Genomic DNA, 15,846 nt, shown 5'->3' with positions numbered 1-15,846 from the left:
GAAAACTTTTTCGTTCACTTTCGACCACAAATGAGCAACGGTAGGCTCCGTAGCGGGGATGATCGCGATTCTCCGGTACCACCTAGGAGCAAGGTAGTGATTCATGTCGTCGAATACCCAAATCCTGCTATTTCTGCGTGGCGCGAGTTTGAGCTCTATGCCAAATGCACTCGGCGCCTTGCTCCGCTTGGGAGCAAGCGCGGTGCAGGGGCGCCGCCGGAACTGCGGCTGCCTTGATCTTACCTTGATGCTTCTTGATCGTTTCTATTGCGCGTTTTTCCCAACGTTCAATTTTGGGGTGAGCGGGAACGAACCGACTTTTCGTGTACATCGAGAGCGGAGGTCTTTCCCTCGAGAGCAGCAAAGGACGTCGTCGCGTGTCGCGCGGTGGCGCGACATATTCCAGAAAGCGGCCGCGCGCGCGGCCTGAACAAAAGGTAGGAAGGCAGAAATGGCCTGGAGAATTGGCGTAGATTCCGGAGGCACGTTCACCGATGTGTGCCTCTTCGATGAAGACAGTGGCAAGGTCGAAATCTGGAAGGTCTCGTCCACGCCAGACGATCCTTCGCGCGGCATCACCACGGGTGTGGTCGAGGGCCTCGACCAGGTCGGCAAGACCGCCAAGGACCTGTCCTTCCTCGGTCACGGAACCACGGTTGCCACCAACGCGCTGATCGAGCTGCGCGGCGTGAAGACCGGTCTCATCGTCTCCGACGGCTTTCGCGACCTGCTGGAAATCGGCCGTCAGAAACGCCCGAATCTCTATGACATGAACGCCGAGAAGCCCGAGCAGCTGGTCTCGCGGGATCTGCGTCGCGAAGTGCCCGAGCGCATGAAGTACGACGGCACCATTGATGTGCCGCTCGACGAGGCCGCGCTTCGCGCCGAGCTGCGCGAACTTGCCGGTCAGGACATCAAGTCGCTGGCCGTGTGCTTCCTCTACGGCTTTCTCAACACTGAACATGAAGAGCTCGCCAAGCGCGTGATCGCCGAGGAGCTGCCGGATGTCTTCGTGTCGACCTCGCATGATGTCGCGCCCGAGTTCCGCGAGTTCGAGCGTCTGTCGACCACCGTGGTCAATGCCTACCTCGGGCCGGTCATGCAGCGCTACATCCGACGCCTGAAGGAAAACCTCGCAGAGATCGGTCTGGAAATCGCGCCGCAGCTCACCCAGTCGAACGGCGGCGTGATCGGCTTCGACACCGCCGCGAACCTGCCGGTGCGCACCGTGCTCTCCGGTCCCTCCACCGGCGTGGTTGCTGCGCAGGCCATCGGCAAGATGTCGGGCTTTGACAACATTATCACCTTCGACGTGGGCGGCACCTCTTCCGACGTGGCGCTGCTGCAGAACGGTGTCTGCCAGCTTACCGGCGAGGCCGACGTCCACGGTTACCCGATCAAGGCGCCGATGCTCGACATCCACACGGTCGGCGCTGGCGGCGGCTCCATCGCCCATGTCGATAGCGGCGGCCTGCTGAAGGTCGGCCCGCGCTCGGCTGGCGCTCATCCGGGGCCGGTCTGCTATGGCCTGGGCTCGACAGAACCGACCGTGACCGACGCCAACATCGTGCTTCAGACGCTGAACCCCGTCGAGATCCTCGGAGGCCGCATGAAGGTGCGCCGCGATCTGGCTGTTGCGTCCGTACAGCGCCTCGCCGACAAGCTCGGCCTGGGCGTGATGGAAACCGCGCAGGGCATCATCTCGGTGGTGACCGCAAACATGGCGAAGGCGATCCGGGTGATCTCGGTGCAGCGCGGCCACGACCCGCGCGACTACGCGCTGATGGCCTTCGGCGGGGCGGGCCCGCTCCACGCCGCACGTCTGGCCCGAGAGCTCGACATGGGCAAGGTGATCGTGCCGCTGACCCCGGGAACGCTCTGCGCGCTCGGACTGCTGCTCACTGACCTGCGTGCCGACTTCGCGATCTCGCGCCTGCTGCCGCTAGACGACAGCGCGCTTGCCTCCATCGATGCAGGCTTTGCCGACCTCATGGGGCAGGCGGGCGCATGGTTCGATGCCGAGGAGATCTCCGAGGACCGCCGCGTGATGACGCGGACCGCGGACATGCGCTACATGGGCCAGAACTACGAGCTTTCCGTCGCTGTGCCTGCCGGTCCGATCACCCCGGAGACCTTCAAGGCACTTGAGGAAGGCTTCGAGGCGGCGCACCGCCAACGCTTCGGCTTCGTCGCGGAAGGCGAGCAGATTCAACTCGTCACCCTGCGTCTCGAGGCGGCCGGCGTCGTGAACAAGGCCCAGTTCAAGCCGCAGCCGGTCGAGGGGCACGATGCCTCGGCCGCGCAGATCGACACCCGCGATGTCTATATGGCCGAAGCTGGCGACTTCGTGTCCTGCGCGGTCTATGCGCGGGACAGGCTGCGCCCCGGAAACGTCATCCAGGGCCCTGCAATCGTTGAACAAATGGATACCACCACGGTTATCCTGCCAGACATGTCGGGCACCGTGGACACCTATCTCAACCTGATCCTGGAGGTGAAGGCATGACCGCGACCGAAAAAATGACCATCGATCCGATCACGGTCGAGGTGATCGGCTCGGCACTTCAGAGCATCGTCGAGGAGATGGGCGAGGCGCTGGTGCGCGCGTCCTACTCCACCAACATCAAAGAGCGGCGCGACTGCTCCACCGCGCTCTTCGACCATCGCGGCAACACGCTGTGCCAGGCCGAGCACATCCCGATGCACCTCGGCTCATTCCTTGGCGTGATCCCTGCGATTCAGGCCCGCTTCGACATGGCCGACATCAAGCCCGGCGACGTGTTCATGGCCAACGACGCCTATGCGGGCGGCGCCACGCACTTGCCCGACATCGTGCTGGCGGAACCGATCTTCGTCGAAGGCACGCTGGTCGCATGGGCGGTCAACACCGCGCACCACTCCGACTTCGCCGACCGTGGCCACGAGCACATCTATCAGGAAGGCATCCGCATCCCGCCGGTCCGCCTCTACCGGGAGGGCGTGCTCAACAACGACCTGCAGGAGATGTTCCTGCTCAACTGCCAGGTCCCGCGCGAGCGCATCTCGGACCTGCGCGCCCAGATGTCCGCGAACCGCCTCTGCGTGCAGCGGATGAGCGACCTCTGCGTCAAATACGGCACCGCAAAGGTGCTCGCCGCCGGGGACGCGCTGCAGGACTACGCCGAGCGCAAGATGCGTGCTGCAATCGAGGCGATCCCCGACGGCACCTACAGCTTCGAAGACCAGTTCGACAGCAACCAATGGTCCGGCGCGATGACCTTCAAGGTCGACATCACCGTCACCGGCGACGAGATGCTGCTGGCCTTCGATGGCCCGCCGCAGGTTCGCGGCGGCCTGAACCTGATCTACACCTCGCTTCTGGCGGCGGCCTATTTCACGGTGAAATCCGTGCTTGATCCGACCGTCCTGCCAAACGCGGGTCTGGCGCGGCCGCTTACCGTGACGGCGCCCAAGGGATCGATCCTCAACTGTGCCCATCCGGCGGCGGTCGAGGGACGGATCGCGGCCTCGCAGCGGGTGACCGATCTGGTCTACGGCGCGCTCGCCAAGGCGCTTCCGGGAAAGGTCATGGCTGCCGGCAACGGCTGCTGCACCGGCGCGATCTTCAACGGGGCGGACGACGACGGCAACATGTGGGTCTACCTCGAGACGATCGGTGGCGGTGGCGGCGCTCGCCCCGGCGCGGACGGGCTCTCGGGCATCCATGTCGGCCTGACCAACACCTCGAACCTGCCGGTCGAGGCGCTGGAGCTGGAGTACCCGCTCACGCTGCTGCGCTACGAACTCGTGGACGACAGCGCAGGCCTGGGCCAGTTCCGCGGTGGCATGGGAGTCAGGCGCGTCTACCGTGCCGAGAAGGCCTGCCGCTTCACCGTCGAGAGCTCCCGCGTGGGGTCGCAGCCCTGGGGCCTCGACGGCGGCCATAGTGCCAAGGGCACCACGCTCGACTTCGGCGACGGGCGGACGACTTTCGCGGGGATGGTCGACCTGAAGCCCGGGCAGATCGTGTCGATCACCACCCCGGGTGGCGGTGGCTACGGTGATCCGGCGAAACGCCCCGAAGAGTCCGTCCTGCGCGACATCGCGGAGGGCCGCGTCAGCGCCGCGGCCGCCAAGGCGACCTTCGGTCTCGGCGCCTGACGGACCTAGCAGCGCATCGAGGGGCGGTCACGGAACATGATCCGTGGCCGTCCCGCAGACACGCCGCGAACAAACTCCTCCTGAGCAAAGAATTTATGATGATTAACAGTGAAACCAGAGGGTTCGTCCCCTCGCTGAACACGGTCGCGAGCGAGTCCGAGCTTCCGGCCGAAACTGATGTGGTGGTCATCGGCGGCGGCACGGCGGGCGTGTCGACCGCGCTTTTCCTCGCGGAGAAGGGCGTCCGTGTCACCCTGTGCGAAAAGGGTGAAATTGCCGCCGAGCAGTCGTCGCGCAACTGGGGCTGGACCCGCCAGATGGGCCGTGATCCGCTCGAGATGCCGCTGACAATCCAGAGCCTCAACCTCTGGCGCACGCTCAAGGACCGTTTCGGGATCGAAGCGGGCTACAAGGAAACCGGCATCGTCTACGTCTGCAAGAAGGACTGGGAAGTCAAACAGGCCGAGGGCTGGGCCAGGACCGGCAAGGAATACGGCCTGCCCTTGCGTGAACTGACTGCCCGCGAAATCGAGGACATCGTTCCGGGAATTGCGCCGGGTCAAAATTATGGCCTGCATACGGCGACGGACGGGCGCGCGGAACCGGCGCTTGCCGTGCCTGCCTTTGCCGACGCCGCTCGCCGGTTGGGGGCAAAGATCGTCACGCGATGTGCGGTGCGCGGCTTCGAGAAGACCGGCGGCGCCGTCTCTGCGGTGGTTACCGAAAAGGGCACAATCAAATGCTCTGCCGTGGTGGTCGCCGGAGGTGTCTGGACCCGCCCCTTCCTGCTGAACATGGGTGTGCACCTGCCGCAACTGAACATCATTGCCGCGGCTGCGCGCGTCGAAGCCGTCTCAGGAAATCTTCACAACGGCCCTGACTTCCCCATGGGCGGCGCAGCCTTTGGCCTGCGCAAACGGATGGACGGCGGGTATACCGTGGGTCCGCGCAACATCAACATCGCGCCGATCACGCCGGACAGCTTCCGCCTGTTCACCGACTATTTGCCTGTCTTCCTCAAGAGTTGGCGTGAACTGAGCCTTCGCTTCGGCAAGGACTTCTTCGAAGAACTCATGGCGCGCAAGCGCTGGGGCCTCGACCAGATGACACCCTTCGAGGTGGTGCGGGTATTGAACCCCGAACCTTCGGACTGGATGCTCAACCGCGCCCTGAAAGGGATGCGGGAGACCTTGCCCGCCCTGCGCGATGCGCGGGTGACGCATGCCTGGGGTGGCGCAATTGACGCGACGGCGGACGGAGTGCCGGTGATTGACGGAGTCGAACAGATCCCGGGCCTCTATATCGCGGCGGGCCTCTCGGGCCATGGCTTCGGTGCGGGTCCCGCAGTTGGCCAGCTGATGGCGGAACTGATAGCGGGGGACCGTCCGACCGTTGATCCGACCCCCTTCAAATACAACCGCTTCCGCTCCACGAAGCGCTTTGCCGCATGGGAGCCAAAGCAGGCCTACGCCTTAGCGCCAGGCCCGCGCGCTGCGTCCCACACGAACTGACGAGACCAAGGATGGAAGGACAATCCATGACCTATTCGCCAAGCGAAACCCGCTACGAAAAGATGACCTACAACACCTGCGGCGCGAGCGGGCTAAAGCTTCCGGCGATCTCGCTGGGTCTTTGGCACAACTTCGGCCACGACACGCCGCATGACACCAAGCGCGCGATTTGCCAGACCGCCTTTGACCTCGGGATCACCCACTTCGATCTCGCCAACAACTACGGCCCGCCCGCAGGCTCCGCCGAAGAGGCGTTCGGGGAAATTCTGCGCACCGACTTCAAGGGCTATAGGGACGAGCTTCTGATTTCGTCGAAGGCGGGTTGGGACATGTGGCCCGGGCCTTATGGTGATGGTGGGTCGCGCAAATACCTCATGGCGTCCTGCGACCAGTCGCTGAAGCGCCTCGGTGTCGACTACGTCGACATCTTCTATTCGCACCGCTTTGATGCGAACACCCCGCTCGAGGAAACCATGGGCGCGCTGGACAGCATCGTGCGTCAGGGCAAGGCACTTTATGTCGGCATTTCCAGCTACAATTCGGAAATGACGCGCAAGGCTGCCGCGATCCTCAAGGATCTCGGAACACCCTGCTTGATCCACCAGCCGAGTTACAACATGCTCAACCGCTGGATCGAACGCGACGGGCTGAAGGACACGCTTGCGGAAATCGGCATGGGATCCATCGTCTTCACGCCGCTGGCGCAGGGGATGCTGACCAACAAGTATCTGAAGGGCGTGCCCGAAAACAGCCGTGGCGCCCGAGGAACGACACTGAGCGAAGGCTTCCTGTCCGAGGAAAACATCGAGAACATTCGTCAGCTGAACCGCATTGCTGAAGGCCGTGGCCAGACACTGGCGCAGATGGCGATCGCGTGGTGCCTGCGCGGCGGGGCGATTACCTCTGCCCTGATCGGCGCGTCCAAGGCACAGCAGGTCGTCGACTGTGTCGGCGCGCTGGAAAACCTCGAATTCACCACCGAGGAATTGGCCGAGATCGACCGCTACGCCGTCGAGGGTGACATCAACCTCTGGGCCGGTGCCACCAACAGCTGACCGGAAATCTCCTATCCGGGTCCGCCCCTTCCAATCGAGGGGGCGGGCCATCATGCTGACTGGACGCCCGCCCGGGCGCCACTGGCCTCGCTCACAAAGATCGCGTCAAGGACTGTTGACCTGCTAGTGACGCTCACCGCAAAAATGGTAGGGTCAACTCTCGCATCAATGGGACAGAGACGGCGGATACGATTTACCTAGTTCGGCAGGATATGCATTTTGCTAGCGGGGCCATTGATGCGCCGGCCTTCTGAGTCGAAGAGGTGCAGCACAGTTGATGCTGCGCCGAGCTTGATCTGGGCGCCGCGGTTTAAAGGAATCTCACCTGGCAACTTAGCCACGAGTAGATCCGAATGTTCACCAATTTTGCTGTGAACAAGCTGCACCTCGCCCAGATGCTCCACATGGTCGATTGTGGCGTCAATCAGCGCATCCTGCGCGTGTGCGACAGTGAGATCCTCAGGGCGGACGCCCACCTGAACCGCTTCCCCGACCCGCATCTCACCCCGCTCGATAGCAACCTTTACGCCATTGAAGAGTCGAACTGAAATGGTCTCGTCGGACTGGTCGGCAACTTCTCCGGAGAGGATGTTCATAGCGGGGGAACCGATGAAGCGCGCGACAAAGACGTTGGCAGGATTGCGGTACAGGTCCTGCGGGCTGCCGACTTGCTCGATCTGCCCATCCTTCAAAACCACGATACGATCTGCCAGGGTCATCGCCTCGACCTGATCATGGGTGACGTAGATCATTGTTGTGTCGGGCATCGATTCTTTAAGTTTAGCGATCTCGATCCGGGTCGCGACACGCAAGGCGGCATCAAGGTTCGATAGTGGCTCGTCGAAGAGAAACACGCGAGGATCGCGCACGATGGCGCGACCAATGGCGACACGCTGGCGCTGTCCACCGGAAAGCGCCCTTGGATAGCGATCAAGATATGGCGTCAGCTTGAGGACTTCGGCTGCGCGAGAAACGCGCGCCTTTATCTCAGCCTTGGGAACACCCGCGATTTTCAGACCGAAGGCCATATTGTCGAAAAGGGTCATGTGTGGATAGAGCGCGTAGCTCTGAAATACTTTCGCGATGCCGCGCTTGGATGGCGGCACGTCGTTCATAAGTTGGTTTTCTATGCGCAATTCGCCAGCGCTGATGTCCTCCAGCCCCGCAATGCACCGCAGAAGTGTCGACTTGCCACAGCCGGAAGGTCCTACAAAGACCATGAATTCCCCTGTGTGAACATCGAGATCGATGCTGTGGAGCACATCGAATGTGCCATAGGATTTCTTGAGCTGTCGAATGGTCATCTCGGCCATTTTTGGGGCACTCCGGTGTCGTTAGGATTTTTGCTCGTGGCCGGAGACAAGGTCCGACAGGTAACGCACGAGTGGATTGGGTTGCCGATTGCGGATCTCCGCGGCATTGCGACGTCTGACTGCCGCGCGTACAATACGGGCGCCAATGTAGCGGATCGGTTCCGGTGGCAGTGTCCTTCGCTGCGCTAGGCCGACAAGCCCGCTCCGGCTCCATTCGTCGCTACGACCCAACGCCATACTGGCCAGAATACGCGCGACGACGGGAGCCTGCGCGATCCCGGTCCCGTTCAGGCCAAGCCCAAAGATAATGTTCCTGTGCCCTGTAAGGCTGCCACACGCAGGCACGTGGTCCGGGGTGCAATCGATGGGTCCCGCCCAGTCATGGGTGATGCGGGTATCCCGAAGGTCGGGGTAGAGCCTCTTGAGTTCTGCCCGGTTATCGCGACCGCCCTCCTTGCTTCGATTGAATTCGGCGCCGAAAGCATCGTTGTAGCAGATCCGTCCACTGCCATGACCGAAGATCAGCCGGCCGTTTTGATCGCGCTGATAGTAAGTCACCTGTCTTTGGGAATCGCAGACGGCGACACCTTCCTGCAATCCGAGACGATCCAGGAAAGGTCCTGTCGGCTCGGTAGCGATAACCTGGCTCTGCACCGTGAACATGTGGCGGTGAAGTTCCGGGATACAAGACAGCCAAGCGTTCGTGGCAAGTACGAGCGTGTCCGCCGTTAGCGTCCCGATCCCGGTTTGCAACTCGCAAGGAGTGCCAGGAACAATGTTTCTTACTACCGAGCCTTCATGGATCTTGACGCCGCGGGAGATCGCAAGATCGCGGAGCCCGAGCGCAAGTTTGGCCGGTTGAAGCGAGCCGGCGCGTTCCTCCGAAACGCCGAGATAGGAGACTGGGGAGCCGGTCCGTTGCAGGATTTCTTCCGCGCTAAGCGGCCGGAACGTGTTGGTGGCACACTTCTCCGTCATCTCGACAGCGCTGTCCCAGGCACCTTCCTGGGCCGTCGAGCTTGCCGTCCATAGCCATCCGCGCAGTCGCAGGTCCATGTCGATCGTACCACTCGCCTGCAATTCCGCGAGTTCCTCGATGGCTTCGGCTGTCGCTGCGCAAAGCCGTTGGGCCTCTTCGATCCCGACTACTGATGTCAATGCGTCGATTTCGGCATACCACGAATGCACTTGCCCTCCGTTGCGCCCCGAGGCGCCGCAACCGCAGGTGCCCGCTTCTAGAACGGTGACTGAGCGCTCCGGCGCCAACGCCCGCAGGCGGAGTGCGGTCCAGAGGCCGGTATATCCACCTCCGACGATGGCGATGTCCGTCCTGTGGGCACCCTCCAGTGGCTTTGTGACCGGCTTCGCCCCGATATCCTGGAGCCAGAAGGACCGGTCCCCGGGGGCCGCGAGAACAGGTGTGCGCAGAGGAATAGCGGTCATCTGGAGGTCTCCTTCGTGCCCGCAATCAAGTCTTTGTATTTCGAAGGCAACCAGCCGGGCACCTTTCGCAATGGCTGTGGGAAGCCTCCGGCATGCTGACAGGTGAGCGCGGCTGCTTCTGTCGCGGCCGCCATTGCAATTTCAGGATCCAGGCCTGCGACGGCAAAGTCGGCAAGGAAGCGTGCAATGAAGCTGTCGCCTGCGCCGCAGGTATCGACGACCTGCACGGGATGGGCGGGTGCAGAGCGTCTCAGACCGCCCTTCGAGAAGAAAGCACCTCGTGGGCCACAGGTCAGAACCACAGTCTCGGCACCGTCGGCGTGCAGGCGATCCAGGATCGGAGACACTGGTTGTGCCTTGTTCTCAGGTCCAGAGGCAAAGACGATGCTGACGCCGGCTAGAGAGAACCCGGTACGCTCCGTCGAGATGTCGATACTGAACGGAATAGCGTCGGCAACCAGTCGGTTCACAAGTCTCGGGCTCGAATGGGTGCCCAAGTGAACCCACCCAGCCTGCTGAAGTGCCGCGTAGCTTTCCGGGATGGGCTCGTAACATTCGCCTACGCCAAGGTCTTCTAGGAGGAAACGTCGATCACCGTCACGCTCCCGGATCAGGGTGACGGCCGTGCCGCCTGTTCGACGCTCGATCCCGTCGGTGGATAGGCCGGTGCGGGAGATCTGCTCAAACATGATGTCGCCTTCGGGATCGTTTCCGATCGCTCCGAGGTACAGGGCAGGATGCCCTGCTCGGGCCCATTGCACGGCCACGTTGAGTGCATTGCCGCCTACTGCCATCAGGTTCTTGTCCACGTACACGTCGAGGCAGTTATCCCCGACCGTGATCAATGGAGCGCCTAGGGAATTGCTTACGGAAGGTCTCATGCAGCGTCCTCCGTGCGATCCATGAAGGGCGTAATCGCAGTCAGGTTGCGCTGCCAAGCCCCCATCGGATCAAGTGCGTAGGATGGTGCTCCGATAGCTTCGAAGGTCAGCGTTCCGGCGTATTTCGCCTGCGTCAATTCAGTGATCACGCTGCCGAGCGGTAGCGTGCCATCGCCCCATACGAGATGGCCCGAAGGCGTACCATCGACAATATGGACATGGGCAAGGCGATTCCCGAACCGAGAGAGATAGTCCGCGACGGAGTCCCCAGCTACCGCGATCGCAACGGTATCGAGCACGACGTCGAAATTGTCGCCGGGAAGCTCGCCGAGAAGTTCATCCAGTTCGGCCGCACTATTGGCGACGTTCGACTCGACCCGTTGTAACGGCTCGAGGAGGCACCGTAGCCCAAGCTCGGATGCGCGGGCTGCAATTCGTGCCAGGGCGTCGCTCGAGCGGCTCCAGGCGTCCTTGGCAGGCGCATTTTCGTATCCGCGTCCCGGCGTGAGAAACAGATAGTCAGCTTCTAGTTCGGCCGCGATCTCGGCAGCGCGAAGGAAATGCGCGATGCTTGCGTCTCGCCAGCTCGGGTCGCCGCTGGCGATGTTGACCGGATAGGCAACTTGTTCTGGCGTCAGGCAGCGCACGCCGATCTTGGCCGCCCTAAGAACCCGGTTCAGCCGGGTCACGTCGGACCCGGTGGCGCGCGAGACATCCAAGTGGGGAGCAATGCCCCATAGTTCGATGCGGGTGAAGCCAAACTTGTGCATCGCGTCTAGACAGGCATCGAAAGTGTGGTGCTGGAAGGTGAAGTTCGCTCCGATCAACTGAGAAGATGCGAGGGTTGTCATTTCGGTCCTATTTTCAGGGCTCATTTTCCGATGCCTTCGGTCAGGCCGCGGATGAAGTATTTCTGCATCGCGAAGAAGAGGAGCACGATCGGCATTGCAGAAATGGTCATCGCAGCGAAGACTTGGGCGTAGTTCGTCCCATGCTTGGCCATGAGCGAGGTCAATCCGACGGGCAGGGTTTGCACGTCTTGCGCGCTCGTGAAGATCATCGCGAAGAGATATTCGTTCCAAGCGAAAAGCACGTGCAGGATAACGCTGGAAACGATGATCGGCGCACAGAGTGGCAGGATGATCCGCCAGAAGATTTGTCCCTCCGACGCTCCGTCCATGCGCGCGGCCTCGTCCAGATCAGCAGGAAGATCGAGCATGTAGGCCCGGATCAGGAAGGTGGTGAAAGGAATGCGGAACGCGGTGTAGAGGAGGATCAGTGCCCAGTGGGTGTTGTAGAGTCCGAGGGACTGCATCATTCGGACCAGGGGAATGAGCGCGACCGTGGGGCTCAGCATCATACCGCCGAGTATCATGGCGGTGATCAGTGGCTTTCCGGGCATACGCGAGCGGCTCAGCCCGTAGGCCGTCCATGCGCTGATTAGTACCGTGCAGACAGCCGAGGCCGATGTCACCACGAGGCTCGAGAATAGGAAGCTCCGGACGCCCTGGTTCCAAGCCGCCACGTAGTTGTCGAACCCCCACGACCGAGGGAATGCGAAAGGCTCGTTGAAGATCTGCGCGTTTGTCTTGAAGCCGCTGAGCGCCATCCACAGCAGCGGGTAGATGACCACAATGGCGAGGCAAACCAGGAACGACAGGATGAAGGTCTTGCCAAGCGCGTTCCAGAAACGGTCGCCATCGGTCTGGGTGGAAATAGGGGAAACGGTCACAATTTGACCCTCCGCTTGCTTGTGTACCAGACCTGCAGGGCGCCGGTGAGCATGGTGACCGCGAATATCACTGCCGCGATTGCGGCTCCGTAGCCGAACTCGTTCTGGATGAATGCCTGCTGGTAGAGCCATGTGCCGAGCACCTGGCTGCTGTTGTTCGGCCCTCCGGCGGTCATCACCATGATTTCGTTGAACACCTGGAAGGCGCCGGTGATCGTCACGATGACCATCAAACCGGTCATTTCGCGCGACATCGGCAAGGTGATGGCAAACAGGCGCCGGACCGGTCCTGCCCCGTCCATGATCGCCGCGTCATAGAGTTCGCGCGGGATCTTCTGGATCGCGATGGAGAACAGCAGCGTCGAATATCCGAAGCCCTGCCACTGGCTCATGGCGATGATGCCGAAGATCGCGGTGTCCTCGAGCGCAAGCCAGGGCCTCGAGAGCGCCCCGAGGCCGATGGAGGTCAGGCCGGCGTCGAGCAGTCCGACCTCGGGCTGGTAGAGGAAGTAGAACAAGAGCCCTGTGACTGTGGTCGAGATCGCGGAGGGCACGAAGTAGATTGCCCGGCACAGGTTGCGGATGCGGCGGCTCTTCAGCCCCTCGATCATTGCCGCAAGGAGGAAGGCGCCGAACACCTGAAAGACTATGGAAAGACCGGCATATAGCGTGTTGTTGAGTAGCGCGCGCCAGACCACCGGATCGTCGAGCAGGCGCTGGTAGTTCTCCAGTCCCACCTGGCTGATCTCGCCGGTAAAGATGTCGCGGTTGGTCATGCTGACGCGAAAGTTGTCGATGATGGGCACGTAGATAAAGGCACCGACCACAAGCACGGCCAGCACGACCCAGCGCAGCGACAGGGCACGGATCAGCGCCCGCCGCAGCAGCGCAGGACGGCAGATCTCATGGGAGGTGCCGCCTGAAGTGGCGGCACCGGGGAAATGGGGATCGGTTGGAACCATCTTGTGCGGCCTAGTCCCTTACCGCTGCAGACGTCTCGCGCACCTCGGCGACCAGTTCCTCGGAACTCATCGATCCGCCGACCAGCGCCTGCAGGCCCGACAGCCAGGTCGCCGCAACCCGCGGATGGTGGACGGTATCGAGCCAAGGCATCAGGTAGCTTGCCTCGTCGATGTCGGCCATGCCCGCCACGACGCTGGCATTCATCGTCCGAGGCTCCGAGCCGCCGACAACGGCGCTCGGCTGGCCGTAGGGGCTGGCCGAAAGCACTTTGCCTGTCTCCTGGGTTGTGAGGAACTTCAGGAAATCGATCGCCAGCGGGATCTGATCGGAGGCCGCACTCACCATGTAGCCCTCTGGCGCTCCTTCGATGGCATTCGGATCGCCCTGTGCATCCTCCGGTGCCGGCAGAACGAAGTAGCCGAACTCCTCCGGTTGAAGCGCGGTATCGGAATTCGCCGAGCCATCGAATTCGATGATCTCCTGATAGTACATGGCGGCCTTTTCATCGCTGAAGGCCTGGACTGCAGCCTCGTAGGACGTGCCATTGGGCGCGCCGGTGGTGCAATGCTCGATGAAGGCTCGGAACTGGTCGAGGGCGGTCACATAGCCAGGGTGATCGAACGCCGAGGTCTGCGGGTCGAAATCCTGTTCCAGGGTTTCGACGGGCACATTGTAGACGAGAAGCTGACCGGCATAGTGCACCGCCGGCCAGGCTTCCTTGTTGCCGAAGGAGACAGGGACCACGCCTGCCGCGCTGATGGTGTCGCAGGTTTCCAGAAGGGCGTCGAAGGTTGTGGGGGGTTCAAGTCCCAGGTCCGCGAACAGGCTCTTGTTGTAGCCCATGAATTTTGCGTCGAGATAGAGCGGTACACCGAAATTCCGGCCCCCGTAGCTGAAGGCGTCCAGCGCGGCGGGGGTGAAGGTCTTGCCCCACTCGGTCCCGGCTCCGACCACCGGCGTGAGGTCGACGGCGCGGTTGCCGCGGATGAAGTTGCCGCCCCAGGTGCCGGTCCAGCTGAAGAAGATGTCGGGCATTGAGTTGGTGGCAACCAGCGTCTTGGTCTTGCCCTTGACGCTGTCATCGGTCTCCTGGATCAGTTCGACAGAGACCTCGGGGTGCATCTCGGTGTACTGCTTGGCAACATCCTCGAAGAAGGGTGAGAGCTGTTGCGAGCCGAACTTTGTCAGGATCGAAAGGGTGCCGCTGTAATCGACTTCGGCCGCGGGATCGGCGGTGACCGGGTTGGAGCCCGCCGCGAGCACTTCCGGCGCGGCGAAGCTCAGAGCCGACGTGATGGTCAGCGCGGTTGTCGTTATTTTACTGATTTTTTTCATTTTTATTTCCCTGTTGGTTTCTGGGTCAACGCGTCAGTATTCGACGCGCTTGTAATATCGACGGGTGGTCAGCGGGTGGTTGCGAAGCACTTCGAGATGCGCGCTCAGACGCTCGAGAAGCGTTGCGAGCACCACTGGCGAGATCATTGAGCGGGTCGTGTCGCTGATGCCGGGAAGACTTACGGACTTGGTGTCCAGAACCCGGAGCTTGTCGGTATAGCGTGGGGCGAATTTCTCGACCCTGTCTCCGAGCGGGCGGTAGGGGTCTTCGCCCTTGAACAGAAAGACGCTGACCCCCGGCTCCACCAGTTCGAGCGTGCCGTGGAAGAAATCTGCGGCGTGCACCGGACGGCTGCGGATCCACTGCATCTCCTCGAGGATGCACATCCCGTAGTAATGTGCCTCCGGCCAGGCCGAGCCGGCTCCGGTAAAGATGTGGTAGGGATCGTCCTTGATCGCCTCCGCCAGTCTTGCCGCCTCAGGCTCGAAAGCCTCCTTGGCGTCGCACAGCAAGCCGGGCAGCAGTTGCAGTTCGGCAACCAGGGCGTCGTAGTTTCCGATTTCGCCGCGCGCATCGAGGATCGACAGCACCAGAAGCAGCGTCTGTAGATAGAACATCTCGGAAGAGGTGTCGTCCTCGGCGAAATTGGTGAAGTTATGATCGGCGTTCCGAGCCAACGGGGTGTCGGCATGACCGGTGAGCGACAGAGTCTTGGCGCCGGTACCTTTGAGGAAATCCAGAAGTTCCACGCTTTCCTTGGTGGTGCCCGAGAGCGAAGGCAGCACGACAAGGGCGTTCTCGTTGAGTCCGGCCGGCGGGGCGATCACGGTCTGTGCGGGGTATTGAGCGCTGATAGGGAAGGTGGAGTAGCGCCCGGCGAGTTCGATGGCCGGCAGGGTCAGCAGCTGTACGCCCCCGGTCCCCATGAAGAAGACCCGCTCGATCCCCGAGGCAAGCAGGTCGCGGACCAGTGCGCGCATCTCTCCGGCGATCCCGAGCGCGCCGCCCTGAATGGAAAGAAACCGGTCCTTGTCGAAGTTCAACATCGTTTGTTCGTCCCTTGATGTAGGCGCAGGATGCCCGGCCGGCTGCGGCGGTTCGCCGAAGCCGGTGGCGGGCGAGCGCCGCCTTGGAAGAATTTGGAAAGAGATCGATCTCACATCGAGCCCCAAAAAAATCGGTACACGACAATAGGCAATGTGATACCGATCTCACATTCACGGTCTCACAGCTTCAAAAACTTCGCAACAAAAACATGAAAAAACTTCTATACTACGGAAAACACGTATCTTTATCATCATAGGGCACAGCTTCTTGTTGCGATGCCCGGGAATGCCGATCACCCGATTCCAACCGAAGGGACCCCTGCGCCCCGTGGATCGGACGTCGCCGACAAAGCGCTGGTCTCTTGACGGCAACCGCACTGGCGGGGCTGGCGGGAACATGCCAGAAGGACGGAACCCATGCGTCGA

12 protein-coding genes are annotated in these 15,846 nt (G+C 61.8%); 4 read left to right on the top strand and 8 right to left on the bottom strand.

The window, feature by feature from the left end; genetic code table 11:
- The first annotated feature begins 451 nt into the window (after positions 1 to 451).
- The 4 genes from BM397_RS24760 (at position 452) to mgrA (ending at position 6,706) form a co-directional block, all read left to right on the top strand.
- On the top strand, positions 452 to 2,506 hold the full coding sequence (locus BM397_RS24760; protein ID WP_092430689.1) for a hydantoinase/oxoprolinase family protein: 2,055 nt from the start codon (positions 452 to 454) through the stop codon (positions 2,504 to 2,506).
- Complete coding sequence (locus BM397_RS24755; protein WP_092430691.1) at positions 2,503 to 4,140, top strand: hydantoinase B/oxoprolinase family protein; 1,638 nt, start codon at positions 2,503 to 2,505, stop codon at positions 4,138 to 4,140. The genes BM397_RS24760 and BM397_RS24755 overlap by 4 nt, the downstream gene beginning before the upstream one ends.
- Positions 4,141 to 4,319: 179 nt before the next feature.
- Entirely contained in the window at positions 4,320 to 5,651 is a 1,332-nt protein-coding gene (locus tag BM397_RS24750; protein ID WP_245696245.1) for an NAD(P)/FAD-dependent oxidoreductase, read from the top strand.
- Positions 5,652 to 5,677: 26 nt separating this feature from the next.
- Positions 5,678 to 6,706 carry an L-glyceraldehyde 3-phosphate reductase gene (gene mgrA, locus BM397_RS24745; RefSeq protein ID WP_092430693.1) on the top strand — a complete coding sequence of 343 codons (1,029 nt, stop codon included), beginning with the start codon at positions 5,678 to 5,680 and terminating at the stop codon, positions 6,704 to 6,706.
- A 197-nt stretch (positions 6,707 to 6,903) separates the two neighbouring features.
- Here the strand turns inward: mgrA and BM397_RS24740 are convergent, their stop codons facing one another.
- The 8 genes from BM397_RS24740 to BM397_RS24705 are packed head-to-tail and all read right to left on the bottom strand — an operon-like array spanning position 6,904 to position 15,420.
- Positions 6,904 to 8,019 carry an ABC transporter ATP-binding protein gene (locus BM397_RS24740; protein WP_092430695.1) on the bottom strand — a complete coding sequence of 372 codons (1,116 nt, stop codon included), beginning with the start codon at positions 8,017 to 8,019 and terminating at the stop codon, positions 6,904 to 6,906.
- Between the two features lie 21 nt (positions 8,020 to 8,040).
- Positions 8,041 to 9,462, bottom strand: a complete 1,422-nt coding sequence (locus BM397_RS24735; RefSeq protein ID WP_092430697.1) for an NAD(P)/FAD-dependent oxidoreductase — start codon at positions 9,460 to 9,462, stop codon at positions 8,041 to 8,043.
- On the bottom strand, positions 9,459 to 10,307 hold the full coding sequence (locus BM397_RS24730) for a PfkB family carbohydrate kinase (protein ID WP_256218780.1): 849 nt from the start codon (positions 10,305 to 10,307) through the stop codon (positions 9,459 to 9,461). The genes BM397_RS24735 and BM397_RS24730 overlap by 4 nt, the downstream gene beginning before the upstream one ends.
- A gap of 32 nt (positions 10,308 to 10,339) precedes the next feature.
- Positions 10,340 to 11,194, bottom strand: coding sequence for a sugar phosphate isomerase/epimerase family protein (locus tag BM397_RS24725; protein ID WP_092430701.1), 855 nt, complete (start codon positions 11,192 to 11,194; stop codon positions 10,340 to 10,342).
- Between the two features lie 20 nt (positions 11,195 to 11,214).
- A complete protein-coding gene (locus tag BM397_RS24720; RefSeq protein WP_245696246.1) occupies positions 11,215 to 12,075 on the bottom strand; it encodes a carbohydrate ABC transporter permease in 861 nt (286 codons plus the stop codon).
- The gene (locus tag BM397_RS24715) at positions 12,072 to 13,037 is read right to left on the bottom strand and encodes a carbohydrate ABC transporter permease (RefSeq protein WP_092430703.1); all 966 of its coding nucleotides are present in this window, start codon (positions 13,035 to 13,037) and stop codon (positions 12,072 to 12,074) included. Before BM397_RS24715 ends, BM397_RS24720 begins: the two co-directional genes overlap by 4 nt.
- Positions 13,038 to 13,047: 10 nt before the next feature.
- Positions 13,048 to 14,373, bottom strand: a complete 1,326-nt coding sequence (locus BM397_RS24710) for an extracellular solute-binding protein (protein WP_092430705.1) — start codon at positions 14,371 to 14,373, stop codon at positions 13,048 to 13,050.
- 33 nt (positions 14,374 to 14,406) lie between these two features.
- The gene (locus BM397_RS24705; RefSeq protein ID WP_092430707.1) at positions 14,407 to 15,420 is read right to left on the bottom strand and encodes an SIS domain-containing protein; all 1,014 of its coding nucleotides are present in this window, start codon (positions 15,418 to 15,420) and stop codon (positions 14,407 to 14,409) included.
- Positions 15,421 to 15,846 lie beyond the last annotated feature (426 nt).

The sequence above is a fragment of the Alloyangia pacifica genome, assembly GCF_900116195.1.
Lineage (GTDB): Bacteria > Pseudomonadota > Alphaproteobacteria > Rhodobacterales > Rhodobacteraceae > Salipiger > Salipiger pacificus.
Note: the sequence above shows the minus strand (reverse complement) of the source record. Positions and strands in the feature narration are given on the sequence as shown.

Coding starts and splice junctions, on each gene's coding strand:
- BM397_RS24760 (WP_092430689.1), top strand. CDS start 452: ATGGCCTGGAGAATTGGCGTAGATTCCGGAGGCACGTTCACCGATGTG.
- BM397_RS24705 (WP_092430707.1), bottom strand. CDS start 15,420: ATGTTGAACTTCGACAAGGACCGGTTTCTTTCCATTCAGGGCGGCGCG.
- BM397_RS24725 (WP_092430701.1), bottom strand. CDS start 11,194: ATGACAACCCTCGCATCTTCTCAGTTGATCGGAGCGAACTTCACCTTC.
- BM397_RS24715 (WP_092430703.1), bottom strand. CDS start 13,037: ATGGTTCCAACCGATCCCCATTTCCCCGGTGCCGCCACTTCAGGCGGC.
- BM397_RS24735 (WP_092430697.1), bottom strand. CDS start 9,462: ATGACCGCTATTCCTCTGCGCACACCTGTTCTCGCGGCCCCCGGGGAC.
- BM397_RS24740 (WP_092430695.1), bottom strand. CDS start 8,019: ATGGCCGAGATGACCATTCGACAGCTCAAGAAATCCTATGGCACATTC.
- BM397_RS24710 (WP_092430705.1), bottom strand. CDS start 14,373: ATGAAAAAAATCAGTAAAATAACGACAACCGCGCTGACCATCACGTCG.
- BM397_RS24755 (WP_092430691.1), top strand. CDS start 2,503: ATGACCGCGACCGAAAAAATGACCATCGATCCGATCACGGTCGAGGTG.
- mgrA (WP_092430693.1), top strand. CDS start 5,678: ATGACCTATTCGCCAAGCGAAACCCGCTACGAAAAGATGACCTACAAC.